Consider the following 17,902-nt stretch of genomic DNA (forward strand, 5'->3'; position numbering starts at 1 on the left):
CCGGGACATACCCGGTCCCAAGGGGCCAGAAGGCTGGTCTATCGCGATGAGAGGCGCAGCAAAGACAGGCAATGGAGGAATTCCAAACACCGAAAGAACGACCGTGAGAATCAGACAAATTCCGACGTGACGAACAACTCGCGGATTTCGGGCACGTCTTTGGGCATGCCCCTGCTTAATTGCCATAAGTCTCTTCACTTCCTTTACATAATGTGTGAATGACCTTGACATCTCAACGAAAAAAAGGGCTAGGAGGAAGGGTACAAGCTGAGGAATGTTAGTTTGAAGCGTTTACTTCTTCTTATTATGCCGAACGTGCGCTTAGAACCACATGTGACAAAAATGTGAACAATAAAAAGGGTTTCAGCAATTTTCCGCGGTTTTTCTACCCGAATTTCATCTTCCCGCCGGGTACCGCGATGTCCCCTGTACCTGGAAAAACCTTCAGTGAACAGCCGCACGTACGCCGATGGTAGAGGCATCGAATCAGTACCCTTTCCCCACATAGTAAAGGCTGCTCTATACACCGCTTTCCCGTTCCGATATAGTTGAGGTTAAGCAGTATGAATTCTTTTCCAGCATATATTTTGGGAGGAATCGGAAATGGAACCTTTTGCGCAGAACTTGTTACAGGACAAAGTGGTGTTGATTACCGGGGGAGCAACGGGCCTGGGCCGGGCCATGGGTGAAAAGTTCGTGCGGCTCGGTGCCAAACTGGCGATCGCAGGGCGCCGGGAAGAAGTGCTGAAGCAGACAGCCGAAGAATTTAATGATAGCGGTTACAAAATATTCTATGCTCCTTGCGACGTTCGGGAACCGGCACAGATTGCGGAGTTGGCGGATGCCGTTGAACGGCATTTCGGCCGGATTGACATTCTTGTCAACAATGCCGCCGGCAATTTCATCAGTCCCACCGAAAGGTTGTCCCCTCGAGCTGTAGACGCGGTGCTGAACATCGTTCTGCACGGCACGTTCTATGCGACTCTGGAGATCGGCAAACGCTGGATCGACCGCGGCCAGGGAGGCACCATGCTCAATATCGTGACGACCTATGCTGCCACCGGATCGGCTTTTGTCGTTCCATCCGCTGCGGCCAAAGCCGGCGTGCTGGCACTGACCCGTTCCCTTGCAGTGGAATGGGCACGTTACGGGATCCGCCAGGTGGCGATCGCCCCCGGCCCCTTTCCAACTGAAGGCGCATGGTCCCGCCTCTCTCCCACGCCGGAGCTGGAGCAGCAGATGATCGATCGCGTCCCTTTGCGCCGGGTCGGGAACAAAGAGGAGCTGGCGAACTTGGCTGCCTACCTGGTTTCTGATTATGCGGGATATATTAATGGGGAAGTGGTCACCATTGACGGTGGAGAATGGCTGCAGGGGGCGGGCGAATTCAATGACTTTCGCACGGTCACCGAGGAACAATGGGATGCTCTTGCTAAATTAACCCGTAAAGGGAAATAAGAAAAAACGTCTATCGGCGCACCTTCTAAGAAGCCAGACCGCATTTAGCGGAAGTTTTTCTTGCGATATAAGGAAGCCCAATCTCCGAAGCTTATCCTTTCTTATATCTAAAAGAAAAAACGTCTATCGGCGCACCTTCTAAGAAGCCAGACCGCATTTAGCGGAAGTTTTTCTTGCGATATAAATAAGCCCAAACTCCGAAGCTTATCCTTTCTTATATCTAAAATAACAGCACAAATAGGCTGCTCTGCATAAGGCAGCCTATATTATTGCGCTCATCGATGCCGTAAACCAGGTATTCAAACCTGATACTGCTTCAGGATTTCCTGAAGCTTCAGAGCCAGGCCAAGACGGCCGTCGATCCGGAGCGATCCGGTCATGTACGCCATCGTCGTGTTCAAGTCGTTCCGGAGCAGTTTCCGAAGATGGCTCTCAGACATGGTCAGCGTGCAGTCGGCGTCGTCCGAAGCGTCCTCCACAACCCGCACGGTTCCGTCATGGAAATATACCTGCAAATGTTTCCCTGTATCTTTGATATGAAAATGGTAGGAGGCGTGCAGCCCATCCATCGCCCCCGGCTGTTCGTTCATTTTTCCGGCCATCGCTTCAAGTTCTTGTACCACGCTCATCCATCGTCCCCCTCTTATCACTCTCTGTTTGCGCTTCAGGGACATGCCTTTCCAGCACCCGGAAGGTGCCGGTGCCGAAGGCGAGCAGATCCCCGTTCTCTTTGCGGGCATAGGCCTGGGCTGTTATCAGCTTGCGCGAGCTGTGGATGATCTCGGCCGTCACGATGACACGCCCTTCACCCGTGGAAGCCACGTAGTTCATGTTCAAATTCACAGTAACCACATTGGCTTCCGGCCTGGCCAGCATAATCAGTATGCCCATGGCGGAGTCGATGGCTGAAGCATGCATGCCGCCGTGCACGATCCCGATGAGATTGAGATGATGGGGCAAAATATCAAAGGCTACCACGACCTGATCACCTTTAAGTTCAATCAGTTCGCATCCGATAAAGTCCCAAAAGGTATGCTTCGCGGCGTTCTCCAGCTGCTTCAGCTTCAAGTTCATATTCAGGCTGTCCGTCGTTTCCGGATTCATATCCTTGCCCTCCTTCTCATTTGGCGTCGCCGTGTGTCATCCCCTATAGGTCGACCTTCGACTGATTGACCAGCTTCTCATTCTCTTCTTCGATCAGTTTGCGGCGAAGTACCTTGCCCACCAGCGTCTTGGGCAGCGACTCGCGAAACTCGTAGATCTTGGGCACTTTATACACAGCCAGCCGTTCCTTGCACCATTGCTTCAACTCCTGCTCGGTAACAGACGAGCCTTTCCGGAGCACGATGTAAGCCTTTACATTTTCGCCGCGGTAAGGGTCGTTCACGCCAGCCACGACGGCTTCCTCCACATCCGGATGCTCGAACAGCACCTCCTCGATTTCCCTCGGGTAGATGTTGTAACCGCCGGCGATAATCAGGTCTTTGCGCCGGTCCAAAATGTAAAAAAAGCCCTCTTCATCCATCCTCGCCAGATCCCCGGTGTACAGCCAGCCGTCCCGGAGCGTGCGCTCTGTATCTTCCGGCCGGTTCCAATACCCCTTCATGACCTGTGGGCCGCGGACGACCAGCTCGCCGATTTCGCCAAGCGGCAGCTCTTCACCCGTTTCGGGATGCACAACACGGGCTTCGGTATCCGGTAAAGGAATACCGATCGAGCCGTTTTTGCGTTTCTCCCATATGTTGTTGGCATGCGTAACCGGTGACGCTTCGGTTAATCCGTAACCTTCGATCAGCTTGCCGCGCGTGACCTCCTCGAACCGCTCCTGTACCTCCAGGGGCAGCGGAGCCGCTCCGCTGATACATATATTTATGGAAGAAAGGTCGTACTTGTGCACTTCAGGATGGTGAATCACCGCAATATACATGGTCGGCGCCCCGGGAAACACCGTCGGCTTCCGCCGGTCAATGATCTTCAGCACCTGATTGATTTCAAAACGCGGAACCAAGATGAGAGTTCCGGCATTATAAACTGCCTGATTAAGCAGCACCGTAAGACCGAATACATGAAAAAAAGGCAGCGCAGCCAAGTATTTTTCCTGGCCGATCCGTGCCCGGTAAAACCACAGCTGCGATTGAATCGTATTGGATACCAGGTTCATATGCGTCAGCATGACGCCTTTGGCGAACCCGGTCGTTCCTCCGGTATACTGAATGAGCGCCAGGTCCTGTTCCGCATCGATGTCTACCTTGACCGGGTCGCTGCTTGATTGTTTCATGAGGCGGGTAAAGGATACGATCCGATCGTCATAGGTGACGGAGACATGAGTTCCGTCTTTCTTGGCGGCAAGAGGGTATAGGATGTTTTTCGGAAAAGGCAAATAGTCTTTGACCGACGTGACGATCAGCTTACTGAGCGGCCTGTGGGTCATCGCCTGTTCCACGCGCTGCACCAGCGCATCCAACGTCACGATGATGCGGACGTCAGCGTCGGATAACTGATGCTGAATTTCCCGCGGCACGTACAGCGGGTTAGTCATGACTACCACGCCGCCCGCAAGGAGCGCACCGTAATACGCAATGACCTCCTGCGGGCAGTTAGGCAGCATGATGGCGATCCGGTCCCCTTTGCGGACACCCAGCCGGAGCAGGGCGTTCGCAAACCGGTTTACCGAAATCAGCAGGGATCGGAATGTCATTTTCTTCCCCATGAAATCCAGAGCAATATGCTCTGGATATCGGGAAGCGGAATCCACTAGAAATTGCGCAACATTCTGCTTGGGATACTCGTAACTGTGCGGGACCTCACTAGGATACTGATTTAACCAAGGTTTACTCGACATCCAGGCCACCCCATCTCACGAATTGTTACAGCACGTATTTTTCCGCGGCAATGACCTTTTCAGCGATTTCACGCTTCAATCCAAGCGTATTGACAGGCGACTTTCTCGTCAGCTTTTTCAGAACAGACAGCTGTGTCCGGAGCGTATCGCCCGATTCCATCGCGGCGAGCACTTCCTTCGCCCATGTTTCGATTTTATTGAATTCGTCATGAACGAATACGGTCGTCATCAGGATCGGCAGGCGAGCCTTGTCTTCGCCGGAGCGGTCGATGATTTTTTGCGTACGCAGCAGCGCACTTTCCATCGCATAGACGGAAATCATCATATCGGACAGATGGCTTAGAATCTCCTGTTCGTCCTCGAGCTTCAATTGATATTTCTGTACGGCCTGGGCGCCGGCCATCAGGAAAATTTTCTTTGCCATCTTGATCAGATGGGCTTCCTGATCAAGCGTTCCTTCGAAGGTTTGCGGAGGAATCGGCTCCAGAAGCTCGGCCTGCAGCGCCACGGCCTTTTGCATCAGCGGCAGCTGGCCCTTCATGGCCCGTTTCACCAAAGTGCCCGGAATGAGCAGACGGTTAATTTCGTTTGTGCCTTCGAATATGCGGTTGATCCGCGAATCCCGATAATTCCGCTCCACCCGGTACTCTTGAATAAAGCCGTATCCGCCATGGATTTGCACGCCTTCGTCGACGACGAAATCCAGCGTTTCGGAACCGAACACCTTGTTGATCGAGCATTCGAGCTGATATTCGGCAATGGCTTTGGCCGATTGATAGCCCACTTCTGGACTGCCGTGATCCACTTCGGCAAGGCCAACATCGAACAGACCTGCCGTGCGGTAAACCATGCTCTCGAGCGCGTACGTTTTCGTATTCATATCCGCCAGCTTTTTGCCGATCAGCGGGAAGGTGGAAATTTTACGGCCGAACTGCGTGCGCTCGTTCGCGTACTTGGCAGCCAGCTCAATCGTATCCTTGGAGGCGCCTACGCAACCGGCGGCCAGCTTGAAGCGTCCGATGTTCAGAATGTTGAAGGCGATCAAGTGCCCCTTGCCTACTTCCCATAACAGATTCTCTACAGGCACTTTCACATCCTCCAGGATGAGCGGACAGGTGGACGATCCTTTTATTCCCATTTTTTTCTCTTCCGGTCCGATGCTGACGCCTTCCATCGTGCGCTCCACGATAAAAGTGCTGAAGTCTTTGCCGTCCACTTTAGCATACACGATGAAGAGGTCGGCGAAACCGGCATTCGTGATGAACTGCTTGCTGCCGTTCAATACATAATATTCACCGTCCTCGGATAAGGTGGCTGTCGTTTTCGCCCCCAGCGCATCCGAACCGGAGGAAGGCTCCGTTAAACAGTAGGCGGCGATCTTCTCGCCGGTTGCCAGAGCAGGCAGGTATTTCTGCTTTTGCTCCTCAGTGCCGAAATAGACGATCGGCAGCGTGCCGATGCCGACATGGGCCCCGATCGATAACGCGAATGCGGATGCCTTGGTCAGCCGCTCGCTGATCAGCGTCGAACTGACCTTATCCAGGCCAAGCCCTCCATAGGCCTCCGGTACGTCAGCGCCGAGCAGTCCGAGTTCCCCGGCTTTGCGCATCTTCTCCACCGTAAGCTCATAATTCAGTTTTTCGATCGCTTCGTCATGGGGCACCACTTCACCGGCCACAAAATCCTCCGTTGTCTCGGCGATCATTCGGTGTTCTTCTGTAAAATCTTCCGGGGTCACCACATTGTGAAAGTCCGTGTCTTCAATGATATAACTGCCGCCGATCACCTTATTCATCGTTGTGCTCATCGTTCCCGTCTCCTTTGCGATATGAATTTTAAATATAAAAACCAAATCACTGTAGAACGCTTTCTGCCAGCAGTTGTCGTCTTACGGATGAACTTCAAACACGCCCGCGGCGCCCATGCCGCCGCCGATGCACATGGACACCACGCCGTAACCGCCGCCGCGCCGCTTCAGCTCGCTGATCAGGGTCGTCGTCAGCTTCGTGCCCGTGCAGCCCAGCGGATGCCCAAGCGCAATCGCGCCGCCGTTGACGTTCACTTTCTCTTCATCGATGCCAAGCTCCCGGATAATGTGGACGCACTGGGAGGCGAACGCCTCGTTGATTTCGAATAAATCCACGTCCTCCAACGTAATTCCGGCCATCTGCAGCGCCTTCGGAATCGCCTTGACCGGACCGACGCCCATAATTTCCGGCTCGACGCCGCTGAGCGCGAAGGAACGGAACGTGGCAAGCGGCTGCAGGCCAAGCGCCTCGGCTTTTTCCCGGCTCATGACAACGACCGCCGCAGCCCCGTCGCTGACCTGGGACGCATTCCCCGCCGTGACCGATCCGTTCAGCTTGAACGCCGGTTTCAGCTTGCCCAGCACCTCCACTGTCGTGTCGCTCCGCACGCCTTCGTCCACCCGGAATTCGAAGGTTTTCGTCTGCACTTTGCCTTTCTCATCCACGCTTTTTAGTTCGGCCTGAACCGGCACGATTTCGTCCTGGAACTTACCTTCCGCAATCGCCTGTGCCGCCCTGGCGTGCGATCTCGCAGCGAACCGGTCCTGATCTTCCCGGCTGATGCCGAAGCGGTCGGCCACTTCTTCCGCCGTATGTCCCATGGCGATGTAGACCTCCGGCATCTGCTCAACGATCTTCGGATTCGGCGACATCTTGAAACCGGTCATCGGCACATGGCTCATGCTCTCCACGCCCCCGGCGATCAGGATGTCGGCATGCCCCAGCATGACTCGTTCCGCCGCGAAGGCGATTGACTGAAGGCCAGAGGAGCAAAACCGGTTGATCGTCAGCGCCGGCACCGTCACCGGGAATCCGGCGTACAGCGACATGATCCGGGCGAAATTAAGCCCCTGCTCGCCTTCCGGCATGGCGCAGCCGATGATGATGTCCTCCACGTCTTCCTTTTTAAGGCCCGGCGCGCGTTCCACGACGGCTTCCAGCACCGTTTTCCCGAGATCGTCGGCCCGTGTCTGTGCCAGGCTGCCTTTCTTGGCACGGCCGACTGCGGTACGCGCCATCGATACAATGACTGCTTCTTTCATGGAATATCCCCTCCCGTGGATGTTAGTTGCGGAGCGCTTTGCCTTTGGTTAACATGTGGTGCATGCGCTGCTGCGTCTTCGGTTCCCCGCACAGGCTCAAGAAAGCCTCGCGCTCGAGGTCCAGCATATACTCCTCACTGACAAGGGTTCCTGCCGGGACATCACCGCCGGCGAGAACATGGGCCAGTTTTCGGGCGATCAGGTAATCATGGTCGCTGATATAACCGCTTTGCTTCATGCCAAGCGCACCAAGCTGAAGCACGGCCTTACCTTCCGCCCCGACGACTCGGACCTTCTCCTGCGGGATCGGTTCATAGCCGCTGCGATCCAGACCGAGAACAGCCTGCTTCGCCTGATAAATCTGAACATCCTGACTCACCGCGACACGGTCGCTTGGCCGCAAGTACCCGAGACGCTTGGCATCGTGGCCGCTCGTCGATACCGTCGCCGTCCCCACGGTTTGGAAAATGTGATTGATGTACGGCTGCAGATCCGCATCCGGAAGACCGGCCGTTTGGCTTGCCCGCAGTGCCAGTTCCTTGCACCCTCCACCGGCGGGAATCAGGCCGACGCCGACTTCGACAAGACCGTAATACGTTTCCGGAGCTGCGATAACCAGGTCGGCCGGCAAGCAGGATTCGACCCCGCCGCCGAGGCACATGCGGTGCGGCGCGGCCACGACCGGCTTCTCAAACCGCTTCAGCGCGTACATCGTGTACTGGAATTTCCGGATGATTTCGTTGATTTCGTCCCATTCTTCGTCCTGAGCTTCCATGAGGAGCAGCATAATGTTGGCTCCCACACAGTAATTGCGTGCCTGGTTCGCAATCACGAGTCCTCTGAAATTGCTGCGCACCTCGTCAATGCTCTGCGTAATCATGGAGAGAATGTCCTCGCCGATCGCATTGTTGGGCGAATGAAATTCCAGGCAGGCGACGCCGTCTCCAATGTCGATCAGGCTGGCTCCGCTGTTTCCTTTCACCACCTTGTTTTGCTCTTTCAGGCTGCGCAGATTGATGACTTCTTCCGGCTGTTCTACCTCACGGTATGCGCCCGACGCCACATGAATCGAATACAGCCGGCCCTCCTCCTGCTTGTAAAAGGACTTGTGTCCCGCAGCGACCCACTCTTTAACCCAGGCGGGAACGGTCAAGCCTTCGGCTTCCATCCGCTCCACGGACCGGGCCAGGCCGATGGCGTCCCAGGTCTCAAACGGTCCGAGTTCCCAGGAGAAGCCCCATTTCATGGCATCGTCGATTTCCTTGACCGAATCGGCGATCTCGCCCACCTTTTCGGCCGAATAGACAAGCACCTGCTTCAGAATGTCCCAGGCCAGATCCGAGTAGCGGTCCTTCGCCCCGAGGAGCGCCTTTGTTTTCGCTCCAGCTCCCTTGGCCATTTTCGCGGCCTCCAACGATGCCGATTTGGGCTTCATCTGCGGCACATATTCCAGCGTCTTCAGGTCAAGGGATAAAATCTCGCTCCCGGCCGGCGTTTTCTTTTTCAAATAGAAGCCCTGCCCGCTCTTCTCCCCGAGCCAGCCGCGTGCCACCATGCCCGTCAGCACGTCCGGCGAAGTGAAAACCGCCTGTTCGTGCTCATTCTCGACGTTCATCCGGACGTTATCCGCGACATGAACGAACGTGTCGAGCCCCACCAGATCCAGCGTGCGGAAGGTAGCGCTCTTCGGACGCCCCATCGCCGGTCCGGTCACCGCGTCGACCTCTTCCACCGTGAATCCCTTCTCCAACATTTCCTGAAGAGTCACCAGCAGGCCGTAAGTACCGATCCGATTCGCAATAAAGTTAGGCGTATCCTTGGCGATGACGACGCCCTTGCCGAGCACCCTTTCGCAAAAATCCTTCATACGCGCCACGAGCTCCGGCTCCGTGTCCCGTCCGGGAATAATTTCAAGCAGCTTCATATAACGGGGCGGATTAAAGAAATGTGTGCCAAGGAAGTGTTTTCTGAACGATTCGCCGCATTCGGCCGCCATCTCGTTGATTGAAATGCCCGACGTGTTCGAGCTGACCACCGTACCCGGTTTCCAATGCTGCTCTACGCGCTTCAGAAGCTGCTGCTTCACTTCCAGATTCTCGACCACCACTTCGATGACCCAGTCGACGTCTGCAATTTGCGGCAGATGGTCTTCGAGGTTGCCCGGCGTAATCCGGGAAGCAAACGCAGGATCATACAGCGGAGCCGGCTTGATCTTGCTGAGCTTCTCAATGGCTGAAGTTGCAAGACGACTGCGTACCGCCGGATTTTCCGGCGTCAACCCCTTTTTCGTCTCTTCCTCTGTCAGCTGAGTCGGAACGACGTCCAGCAGTAAGCACGGGATCCCGACATTGGCCAGATGTGCAGCAATGCCGGATCCCATAATACCTGAGCCGATGACGGCTGCCTTGCGAATGGATTGGTTCATTGTGTGCTTGCCTCCATTTCAAATCCTTTATTGTGAGCAGCGGAATCCCCGAACACGGACAGCTCCAAAATTTCGGCGATATCCTTTGCTTTCACACGCTCTTCCACTTCCTTCATCTTCGTCCCGTCCTCCATCATGGTCAGGCAGTAAGGACAAGCGCTGCTGATGATGCTTGGATTCACTTCCAGCGCCTGCTCTGTGCGGGCAAGGTTCACCCGTTTGCCGGACTTCTCCTCCATCCACATCATGCCGCCCCCGGCGCCGCAGCACATCGCATTTTCCCGCGAGCGTTTCATTTCAACGAGCTCTACGCCGGGAATGGCCCGGAGGACGCTGCGCGGTTGGTCGTACACGTTGTTATAGCGTCCCAGATAACACGAGTCGTGATAAGTGATCCGCTCCTTCACTTCATACTGGGGTTTCAGCTTCCCTTCGCGGATGAGCTGATCCAGCAGCTCGGAGTGATGAAGGACCTCCACCCCTTCGAGCCCGAATTCGGGGTATTCGTTTTTGAACGTGTTGAAGGTGTGCGGGCAGGCGGTCACGATTTTCTGAACGCCGTATTTTTCGAAAATCTCGATGTTCTCCATGCACAGCTGCTGAAACAGCATCTCATTGCCCATCCGGCGGGGGGTATCCCCCGAATTTTTCTCCTCGTTGCCGAGAATGGCGAAATTGACGCCGGATTCGTTCAAGAGGCGGGCAAACGCCTTGGAAATTTTGCGGCTGCGCAGATCGTATGAGCCCATCGATCCGACGAAGAACAAATATTCAAACTGCGGATTGTCCTTGACGGTCGGCACCCGAATGCCTTCCACCTCGCCGGTCCAGTTGGCCCGGTCGTTGCGGTTCAATCCCCAGGGATTGCTTTGCCGTTCGATATTTTGCAGGGCTCGCTGCCCCTCTGCCGGCATGCTTCCCTCCATCAGCACGAGATGGCGGCGCAAATCGATGATTTTATCGACATGCTCGTTGCCGACCGGGCACTGATCCTCGCAGTTGCGGCAGGTGGTGCAGGACCAGATCTCCTCCTCGGTCATGACGTCGCCGATCAAGTTCATGTCCTGCGGACTTGTGTTCTGATGGGACCAGGTGGCCTTCTGCCATGCCAGCGTCGGGCGAATATCCGTCACGCCGTCCGCTGATGACCAATCGGGATGGGTTTCGGACACGGCTGCATCCAATGCATGCGCTCCACTCCCGGCAAAAGCATATTCGGGAACATACGGCGACTTACCGGTAACGGCTGTACCCTTTTCCGTCAAATGATCGCGTAGTTTAGTAATAAGATGCATCGGCGACAGTACCTTGCCGGTATTGGAAGCCGGGCAGACGTTTGTGCAGCGGCCGCATTCCACGCAAGCGTAGAAGTCGATCATCTGCTTTTGCGTAAAATCTTCGATCCTGCCGACGCCGAACGATTCGGCTTCTTCATCTTCGAGGTCAAGCTTGCTCAGCTTGCCGACTGGCTCGGAGCGGCCCAGCCAAATATTGACCGGTGCGGTAATGAGGTGAAAATGCTTCGATTGAGGAACATAGACCAGAAAAGATAGCAGAATAAGCAGATGGGCCCACCAAAAGATGTAGAACAATACGGATGCCGCCGTCCCGGACATGCCGGAGAAGATGGCCGCAATCGCTGAGGATATAGGTGCGTAAGCGGATGGCTCGAGGTCGAGCCGGATTCTTTCGAAGGTAAGCGACAGCAGCACAGACAGCATCAGGGAGAAGATAAAGAACACGACAATGCTCGGCTTCCACCCTTTCTTGAGGCGCGCAAGCTTCTCGCCATACCGGCGGTAAGCGGCATATCCCATCGCTGTAAGGACCAGAAACACCGTGATCTCCTGAAGCAGACCGAATACGTCGTACGCGGGAAGCGGAAGGTGGCCGCCGTCTGTCAGTCCTTTGATAATGAGATCCAGCGCGCCGAACTGAAGGATGATGAAGCCGTAAAAGATCACCACGTGCATAATGCCGCTCTTCCGATCCTTCAGCAGCTTTTTCTGGCCGAACACCTGTCGCAGGAACTCGCCCCATCTGCCTTCACGCTGCTTCCGGAAATCAACCGGCTTGCCGAGCTTCACGTACAGCATTCTGTGATACACCGCTTGGCAGAACAAATAAATACCGTACCCGGTCACTGCGAGAAACAGGAGTAAATTGACGATTGGCCACACCATTTGTCATCCGTCCTTTCTTCGTATTCACCTAAGTTTGGCGACGGGTTACATTTCGTAAGCGGTTACAAAGCTTGTTTAAAAATAAAATCTTACCTTGAAAACATTGACAACTGGCACTGTTTCCCATAAGATTAAGAAAAATGAATGAGGATTCATTCAGTTATTTGAATTCTAACACCGGGGTGGCCTGATGACAAGTAGAAAATTGGAAAAATATGAGTTGATTTTGGATGCAGCCTTAAAAGTAATCGCGGAGAACGGCTATCACGGCTCCCAGATTTCGAGGATTGCCAAGGAGGCAGGCGTCGCGGACGGTACGATTTATTTATATTTTAAAAACAAGGAAGATATCCTTATTTCTCTGTTTCAAGCCCGTCTCGGAAATCTGGTCTCCATGTTCAACAGCAGCGTGAAGGAAACGAATACCGCCGATGAAGCCCTTCGCAAAGTTTGCGAAATTCATTTTACCGAGCTCGAAAACAACATCAATCTGGCCTATGTGACACAAATCGAGCTGCGTCAGAGTTCGTTGGAGCTGCGCAAAGCCATCGGGCTTGTCGTCAAGCCCTACATTCAGCTGATCGAGCATATCATTGAACAGGGGATTGCCGAGAAATCGTTCCGTGCAGACCTCGATGTCAAGCTGACACGCCTGCTGATTTTTGGGGCGATGGATGAAGTGGTCACCTCCTGGCTTATCTCCGGCCGAAAGTATTCCCTTTCCGCTCAGGTGGATAAGACAGTTGAGTTTTTCTTAAAAGGTTTAAAATAACGCGTTTGAGAGAGGAGCTTGTCCGCATGAATATCTACGTTATGCTGAAGCAAACCTTCGACACGGAGGAACGAATCGTCATTTCGAATGGACAGATTTCCGACGACGGGGTCAAGTACGTCATCAATCCGTACGACGAATATGCGGTAGAAGAAGCGTTGTTGCAGCGGGATGCGCACGGCGGTACCGTAACCGTCGTCTCGGTGGGACCTGAGCGCACGGCCGAAGCGCTGAGAACGGCACTGGCCATGGGCGCCGATGAAGCCGTGCTTATTGACGGCGACAGCATTCCCGGCGACGAGTTCAGCATCGCCACAGCGCTGGCGGCCTATTTCGGCCAGCAGTCCGTAGACCTCATTCTCGGCGGCAACTTCTCTGTAGATTCCGGCGGGGGTCAGGTCGCTGTAAGGGTAGCCCACCTGCTGGGCCTGCCTCACGCTTCCTCGATCACGAAGCTGGACATTGCCGGCGGAAAAGCATCCGTGCAGCGGGACGCCGAAGGCGATACCGAATCGCTGGAGGTCGCCCTTCCTGCGGTATTCACCGCGCAGCAAGGGCTTAACGAGCCGCGGTATCCGTCGCTGCCCGGCATTATGAAGGCGAAGAAGAAGCCGTTCCAGCGTCTCGGGCTTGGCGACCTCGGCCTAACCGAAGCGAATGTAGCCGCCAAGACGAACCGCCTCTCCCTCTCCTTGCCGCCTGAGCGCAAGGCCGGGCAAATCCTGAAGGGAGACCTTGCCCAGCAGGCCGCGGATCTGGTCCAGCTGCTGCGTACCGAAGCCAAGCTGATTTGATGAAACCGATAAAAGGAGGAATCCCGAATGAGTAAAACGTTTGTGGTCGTAGCCGAGGTCCGCGGTGGCAGCTTGCGTCAGGTTTCGTTGGAAGCGCTTCAGGCAGCCTCCATTGCCAAAAATGAAGGAGACGCCGTCGCTGCCGTGCTGATCGGGTCGCAAATTACGACCCTTGCTGCAGATTTAGCAGGCTATGTGGAAGGAAGGGTCTACGCTGTGGACCACCCCGAGCTGGAAATCTACAACGCTGAAGCTTATTTTGATGTCGTGCAAGGTGTGTTTGAGCAGGTGACGCCTGACGTGGTCTTCCTTGGCCATACGGCACTGGGCCGGGATCTTGCGCCGAAAATCGCTGCCCATTTGGGTGCCGGACAAATTTCAGACGTGACGGCGATCGAGCAGAACGGCGGCGAAGCGGTCTACACCCGCCCGATCTACGCAGGCAAAGCGTTCGAGCAAAAGTCGTTCACCGGCGGCCCGCAGGTCGTGACGATCCGCCCGAACAATCTGGCTCCCGCACCAAGCGTATCTTCGCCTGGGGAGATCATCGAGATCGATTACGCCCCTTCCGGCTCCCTCCGCTCGATCGTAAAGGACATCGTGCGCAAGACGTCCGGCAAGGTTGACCTGACCGAAGCGAAAATTATCGTTTCGGGGGGCCGCGGCGTCAAGAGTGCCGAAGGGTTCAAGCCGCTCGAAGAGCTGGCGGATGTGCTGCACGGCGCGGTGGGCGCTTCCCGGGCGGCCTGCGATGCAGGCTACTGCGATTATTCGATGCAGATTGGCCAGACCGGCAAGGTCGTGACGCCGGAGATCTATATCGCCTGCGGCATCAGCGGCGCGATCCAGCATTTGGCCGGGATGAGCCAGTCGCGGGTCATCATCGCGATCAATAAGGATCCCGAAGCACCGATTTTCAAAGTGGCGGATTACGGCATCGTCGGGGACCTGTTCGAGGTCGTGCCGCTCCTCACCCGCGAGTTCCGCAAGGTGTTGGTTTAACGGCTCGTTTGACGTGATGAAGCCACATCGTTTCTATATCTAAAAACAAAAGCATCCGTCAGTCGGTCCACCACCGGCCTGACGAATGCTTTTTCCTTGTCTTGTCGTGTTCGATGCGGTGTTCAAAGGGACAACGCCGCAGCTCAGACGTTTGCCGAAGCTAAAGCTTCTTTAATCTTCCGGTTCACCCATTCGCGCTTGGCGATCAGCCATTCTTCTTCGCGCGGGTAGCGGCTGAACGTGATCGGCTCGGGCAAATCTTCCTCCAACGCCTTCAGCACATTCTCCCTGCCGATCTTCGATTCGAGCAGCTGGAGTGCACGCAAATCCTGCAGCGCTTCGTTCATGACCTCAAGCCGGATCGATTCGACCGGCACGCCGCCAGGTCCCGGATACACGATAAACGGATCGCCTGACGGAAAAGCTTTGCCGGCATCGGTCGTTTCGTACGGATCGATTTCGCCTTTGGAGTATTGCGAATAATAGAAGTTATACCCCCAATGCAAAAATCCGGCGGCGTCAAACTTGTACAGCTGGTAGCCCAGAATCCGATTGCGGGCCGAAGGGAAGCACATGAAGCGGTTAGCCACCTCTTTGTATTGGGAACAACAATAGTACGTCCAGAGCGGTTGGACGTTATTCTCCAGAAACGGCTCGATATGGTTGCTGGCCGGAATAGGCGTTTTCACCAAGCCATTCTCAAAGAAATCATAGTCCGACAGGGCGTCGATGATCGGGAATCCTTGCAGCAGACCGCCCAGCAGCTTGCTCGCATAGCCATAAGACTCCAGGTGATCCGCCCCGGGCTCATCGGAGATGTGGAAATAGCTTCGTTCCGTCAGGTTATTGGCATGAATCCATTCTGTTAGCGCCGGAACAAACTGCTCCAGGAACAGACGATACGATTCACCGGTGGCATCGGTCTCCCAGCCGAAAATCTTCTGTGGATTTCCGTCTACGGATGCCATAATCTTCGGCGCATGCTTCGCCCCCCACTGCGTGAACAAATGGGAAAATTCAAAATAGCGGATGCCCTTCTCATCGCACAGCTCAACCCATCTTGCGAGCCGATCAAATCCGAACGCGTATTGATTTTCCCCTGTGACGGTCACATCCACAAGCTGAACCGTTGGCCGCTCTCCGCCGACCTCGGTGTCCAGCGGCGGCGTAAAGACGGGCGTCAGAATCATATTCATGCCATGCTTTACGGCCGTATCAATGAATTGACCGATCACCTGCCAGTGTTCTTCACTGAATACGTCCAGCTTGTAATAAGTCGCCAGGCAGTCTGCATGGAACCATTCGGTATGTATCAGCTTCTGGGGAGGCAGCTCTTCCGGAATCAGCTCAAGCTGGAAAGTCTCCTCTCCGGCAACTTCCCCATCCCCGGATGTAAAACGGACGGTGATCGGGTAGCTTCCCGCCGGCATCTGCCCATTCAGCTGAAGTGTGATCCACACACTTTGCCACTCTCCTGGTACGGCCGGAATGGTTTGTTCTTCATCCAACGGATACAGCGGATCCGGAAATAGTCCCGGCTCTGCACTCAGGACATGTTCATCGTGATCCGGATATACGGGAAAACCGGACGGCACGAGGCCAACGCGGCGTACCGTAACCTGCAGTGCAGCCGGCGCATCTACGATGACCCTAAGATCATTTACCGGGCTGTCCGTCCGGTAAGCAGCTTGAAAAGCATACGTTTCGTTACTGAGCATCGACCCGCCGGTCACGGGATGTTCGGTTCCCTGTCCATCCGGAAATACTTTGGATAACGAGCTGAGAAGTCTGGTCTGAAATACATGATTCTGATTCATTGAGCCAATGATCCCTCGCTTTCAAACGGTATGCTGTATCCTTCGCTGTCCGTCCCCGGCATCCTCTTTAAAAAATCCAAAAATAAATATTTTTTTAATCTGCAAACACTTCCCCATCTTCCGGAATGATTACCCGGCTGCTGTATCCCGCCTTCTCTATCGCATCTCTCAGGTCATCCCTTGTTACAAAGCAGTGATTGATCGCTTCCATGTGAACGGCAGCCACCTGGGTATCCGGATGATGGCGCAGAACCGCAAGCACGTCATTCACATCCATAATGATCGGATCCCCCGTCACGAAGCGGGCGCCGCCGGCATTAACGATCGTCAGATCCGGCTGGTAAGCATCAAGCGCCTCTTCAACATCACGGCACCATATTGTATCGCCTGCAATGTAGACCGTCGGCTCGCCTTCGGCTTGAAGAACAAAGCCGCATACAGGCCCCATCTGTTTCCCGATTTCTCCCGTTCCGTGCTGACCTCCGGTACGGGTCACGGTGATTCCCTGAAACGTAACGCTGCTTTTTACCGATGTTGTGCGGGTAAACCCGGCTGCCCGGATCTCGCCTTCGTCCTCCGGCTGGCAGAATACTGCCGTCTCCTTGCTGATTTGCTTCTGGGCAGGCTCATCCCAGTGATCCGGATGCCGGTGGGTGACCAGCAGCGCATCCGGCTGCACGAGCTTTTCCACCTCCACTGGCAGGGGGACCCGCGGGTTGCGCAGTTCATTGGCGGTATTGATTACCGGCGGGTTGGCCTCCTTCTCGCTGAACATCGGATCAACGAGCAGAGTTACACCGGCATATTCAATAAACAATGTGGCATTGCGGATCAATTGAATTTTCATTTCCATTCACTCCCGGTTTGGTTTATGATTCTGTTATTCACGATACCAGTATAAAACAGGAAAACATGTTCTTTACATAGCCTGGCGAAACGATATTGGTAGCTATATTTTCACGGTGAAAGGAGTGAAGGGCAAGATGAGCAAACAAGATATCGATGAGATCGACCTTAAAATATTGCAGCTGCTGGTGGAAAATTCACTCCAGTCCAACAAGGAGATCGGAGAAAAGGTACATCTCACCGGTCAGGCGGTGGGTGCCCGCATCCGGAAGCTCCAGGATTTGGAAGTGATCGAGGGTTATACGCTGCGGTGCAATCCGGGCAAGCTCGGACTCCAGGTCAGTGCTTTTATTACAGTCTTTATGAAATCCGCGGATACGCATGCTTCGTTCCAGCATTACATCCAGCGTACCCAGCCCATCGTGGAGGCACACCGGATCAGCGGTGAAGGCTGCTACCTCCTTCGGGTGCAGGTGCCAACCCCGATGGACCTCAATGACCTTCTGGGCGAGATGGTTCAGTTCGGCAATTATAAGGTCAATTTGTCCATCGGCCAGCTAAAATAGCCAATAAAAAAGAGCTCCCCATCCTGTTCGAGTGAACTGTGACCCATAAGAAGGACACTTTGAAAAAAGTGACCCTCTTGTGGGTCATTTGTGTTTTAATCAAGATAATAGTTAAGGAGCGGATCGA

General features: G+C 54.7%; 14 protein-coding genes. 5 read left to right on the forward strand and 9 right to left on the reverse strand.

Annotated features, from left to right (window positions below; genetic code table 11):
- Nucleotides 1-603: 603 nt before the first annotated feature.
- On the forward strand, nucleotides 604-1,458 hold the full coding sequence (locus tag ABID47_RS08040; protein WP_354495623.1) for an SDR family oxidoreductase: 855 nt from the start codon (nucleotides 604-606) through the stop codon (nucleotides 1,456-1,458).
- Between the two features lie 299 nt (nucleotides 1,459-1,757).
- On the opposite strand, the gene ABID47_RS08045 is transcribed toward ABID47_RS08040, so the two are convergent.
- The 7 genes from ABID47_RS08045 to ABID47_RS08075 form a co-directional block, all read right to left on the reverse strand.
- Nucleotides 1,758-2,087, reverse strand: coding sequence for an SCP2 sterol-binding domain-containing protein (locus ABID47_RS08045; protein WP_354495625.1), 330 nt, complete (start codon nucleotides 2,085-2,087; stop codon nucleotides 1,758-1,760).
- The gene (locus ABID47_RS08050; protein WP_234489260.1) at nucleotides 2,065-2,562 is read right to left on the reverse strand and encodes a PaaI family thioesterase; all 498 of its coding nucleotides are present in this window, start codon (nucleotides 2,560-2,562) and stop codon (nucleotides 2,065-2,067) included. Before ABID47_RS08050 ends, ABID47_RS08045 begins: the two co-directional genes overlap by 23 nt.
- A gap of 43 nt (nucleotides 2,563-2,605) precedes the next feature.
- Complete coding sequence (locus ABID47_RS08055; protein WP_354495627.1) at nucleotides 2,606-4,300, reverse strand: long-chain-fatty-acid--CoA ligase; 1,695 nt, start codon at nucleotides 4,298-4,300, stop codon at nucleotides 2,606-2,608.
- 25 nt (nucleotides 4,301-4,325) lie between these two features.
- Nucleotides 4,326-6,107 carry an acyl-CoA dehydrogenase family protein gene (locus tag ABID47_RS08060; RefSeq protein ID WP_354495630.1) on the reverse strand — a complete coding sequence of 594 codons (1,782 nt, stop codon included), beginning with the start codon at nucleotides 6,105-6,107 and terminating at the stop codon, nucleotides 4,326-4,328.
- Between the two features lie 81 nt (nucleotides 6,108-6,188).
- Nucleotides 6,189-7,370 (reverse strand): acetyl-CoA C-acetyltransferase, encoded by a 1,182-nt coding sequence (locus ABID47_RS08065; RefSeq protein ID WP_152404588.1) that lies wholly within the window; start codon nucleotides 7,368-7,370, stop codon nucleotides 6,189-6,191.
- 22 nt (nucleotides 7,371-7,392) lie between these two features.
- A complete protein-coding gene (locus ABID47_RS08070) occupies nucleotides 7,393-9,795 on the reverse strand; it encodes a 3-hydroxyacyl-CoA dehydrogenase/enoyl-CoA hydratase family protein (protein ID WP_354495632.1) in 2,403 nt (800 codons plus the stop codon).
- A complete protein-coding gene (locus tag ABID47_RS08075; RefSeq protein WP_354495634.1) occupies nucleotides 9,792-11,978 on the reverse strand; it encodes a (Fe-S)-binding protein in 2,187 nt (728 codons plus the stop codon). The genes ABID47_RS08070 and ABID47_RS08075 overlap by 4 nt, the downstream gene beginning before the upstream one ends.
- 190 nt (nucleotides 11,979-12,168) lie before the next feature.
- On the opposite strand from ABID47_RS08075, the gene ABID47_RS08080 reads away from it, so the two are divergent.
- From ABID47_RS08080 to ABID47_RS08090, 3 genes are read left to right on the forward strand one after another with little or no spacing between them, the layout of a single operon-like run.
- The gene (locus tag ABID47_RS08080) at nucleotides 12,169-12,750 is read left to right on the forward strand and encodes a TetR/AcrR family transcriptional regulator (protein WP_076165412.1); all 582 of its coding nucleotides are present in this window, start codon (nucleotides 12,169-12,171) and stop codon (nucleotides 12,748-12,750) included.
- Between the two features lie 26 nt (nucleotides 12,751-12,776).
- Nucleotides 12,777-13,544, forward strand: coding sequence for an electron transfer flavoprotein subunit beta/FixA family protein (locus tag ABID47_RS08085; protein WP_354495636.1), 768 nt, complete (start codon nucleotides 12,777-12,779; stop codon nucleotides 13,542-13,544).
- A gap of 27 nt (nucleotides 13,545-13,571) precedes the next feature.
- Nucleotides 13,572-14,546, forward strand: a complete 975-nt coding sequence (locus ABID47_RS08090; protein WP_354495638.1) for an electron transfer flavoprotein subunit alpha/FixB family protein — start codon at nucleotides 13,572-13,574, stop codon at nucleotides 14,544-14,546.
- 143 nt (nucleotides 14,547-14,689) lie between these two features.
- Here the strand turns inward: ABID47_RS08090 and ABID47_RS08095 are convergent, their stop codons facing one another.
- Both ABID47_RS08095 and ABID47_RS08100 read right to left on the reverse strand, forming a co-directional pair.
- Nucleotides 14,690-16,363 (reverse strand): DUF4091 domain-containing protein, encoded by a 1,674-nt coding sequence (locus tag ABID47_RS08095; RefSeq protein WP_354495640.1) that lies wholly within the window; start codon nucleotides 16,361-16,363, stop codon nucleotides 14,690-14,692.
- Nucleotides 16,364-16,457: 94 nt separating this feature from the next.
- Nucleotides 16,458-17,210: an MBL fold metallo-hydrolase gene (locus ABID47_RS08100; RefSeq protein ID WP_354495642.1), complete on the reverse strand. Its 753-nt coding sequence runs from the start codon at nucleotides 17,208-17,210 to the stop codon at nucleotides 16,458-16,460.
- A 136-nt stretch (nucleotides 17,211-17,346) separates the two neighbouring features.
- Between ABID47_RS08100 and ABID47_RS08105 the strand changes: the two genes are divergently transcribed.
- The gene (locus tag ABID47_RS08105; protein WP_212968458.1) at nucleotides 17,347-17,775 is read left to right on the forward strand and encodes an Lrp/AsnC family transcriptional regulator; all 429 of its coding nucleotides are present in this window, start codon (nucleotides 17,347-17,349) and stop codon (nucleotides 17,773-17,775) included.
- Nucleotides 17,776-17,902 lie beyond the last annotated feature (127 nt).

It is taken from the genome of Paenibacillus favisporus, assembly GCF_040545415.1.
GTDB lineage: Bacteria > Bacillota > Bacilli > Paenibacillales > Paenibacillaceae > Paenibacillus_AQ > Paenibacillus_AQ favisporus.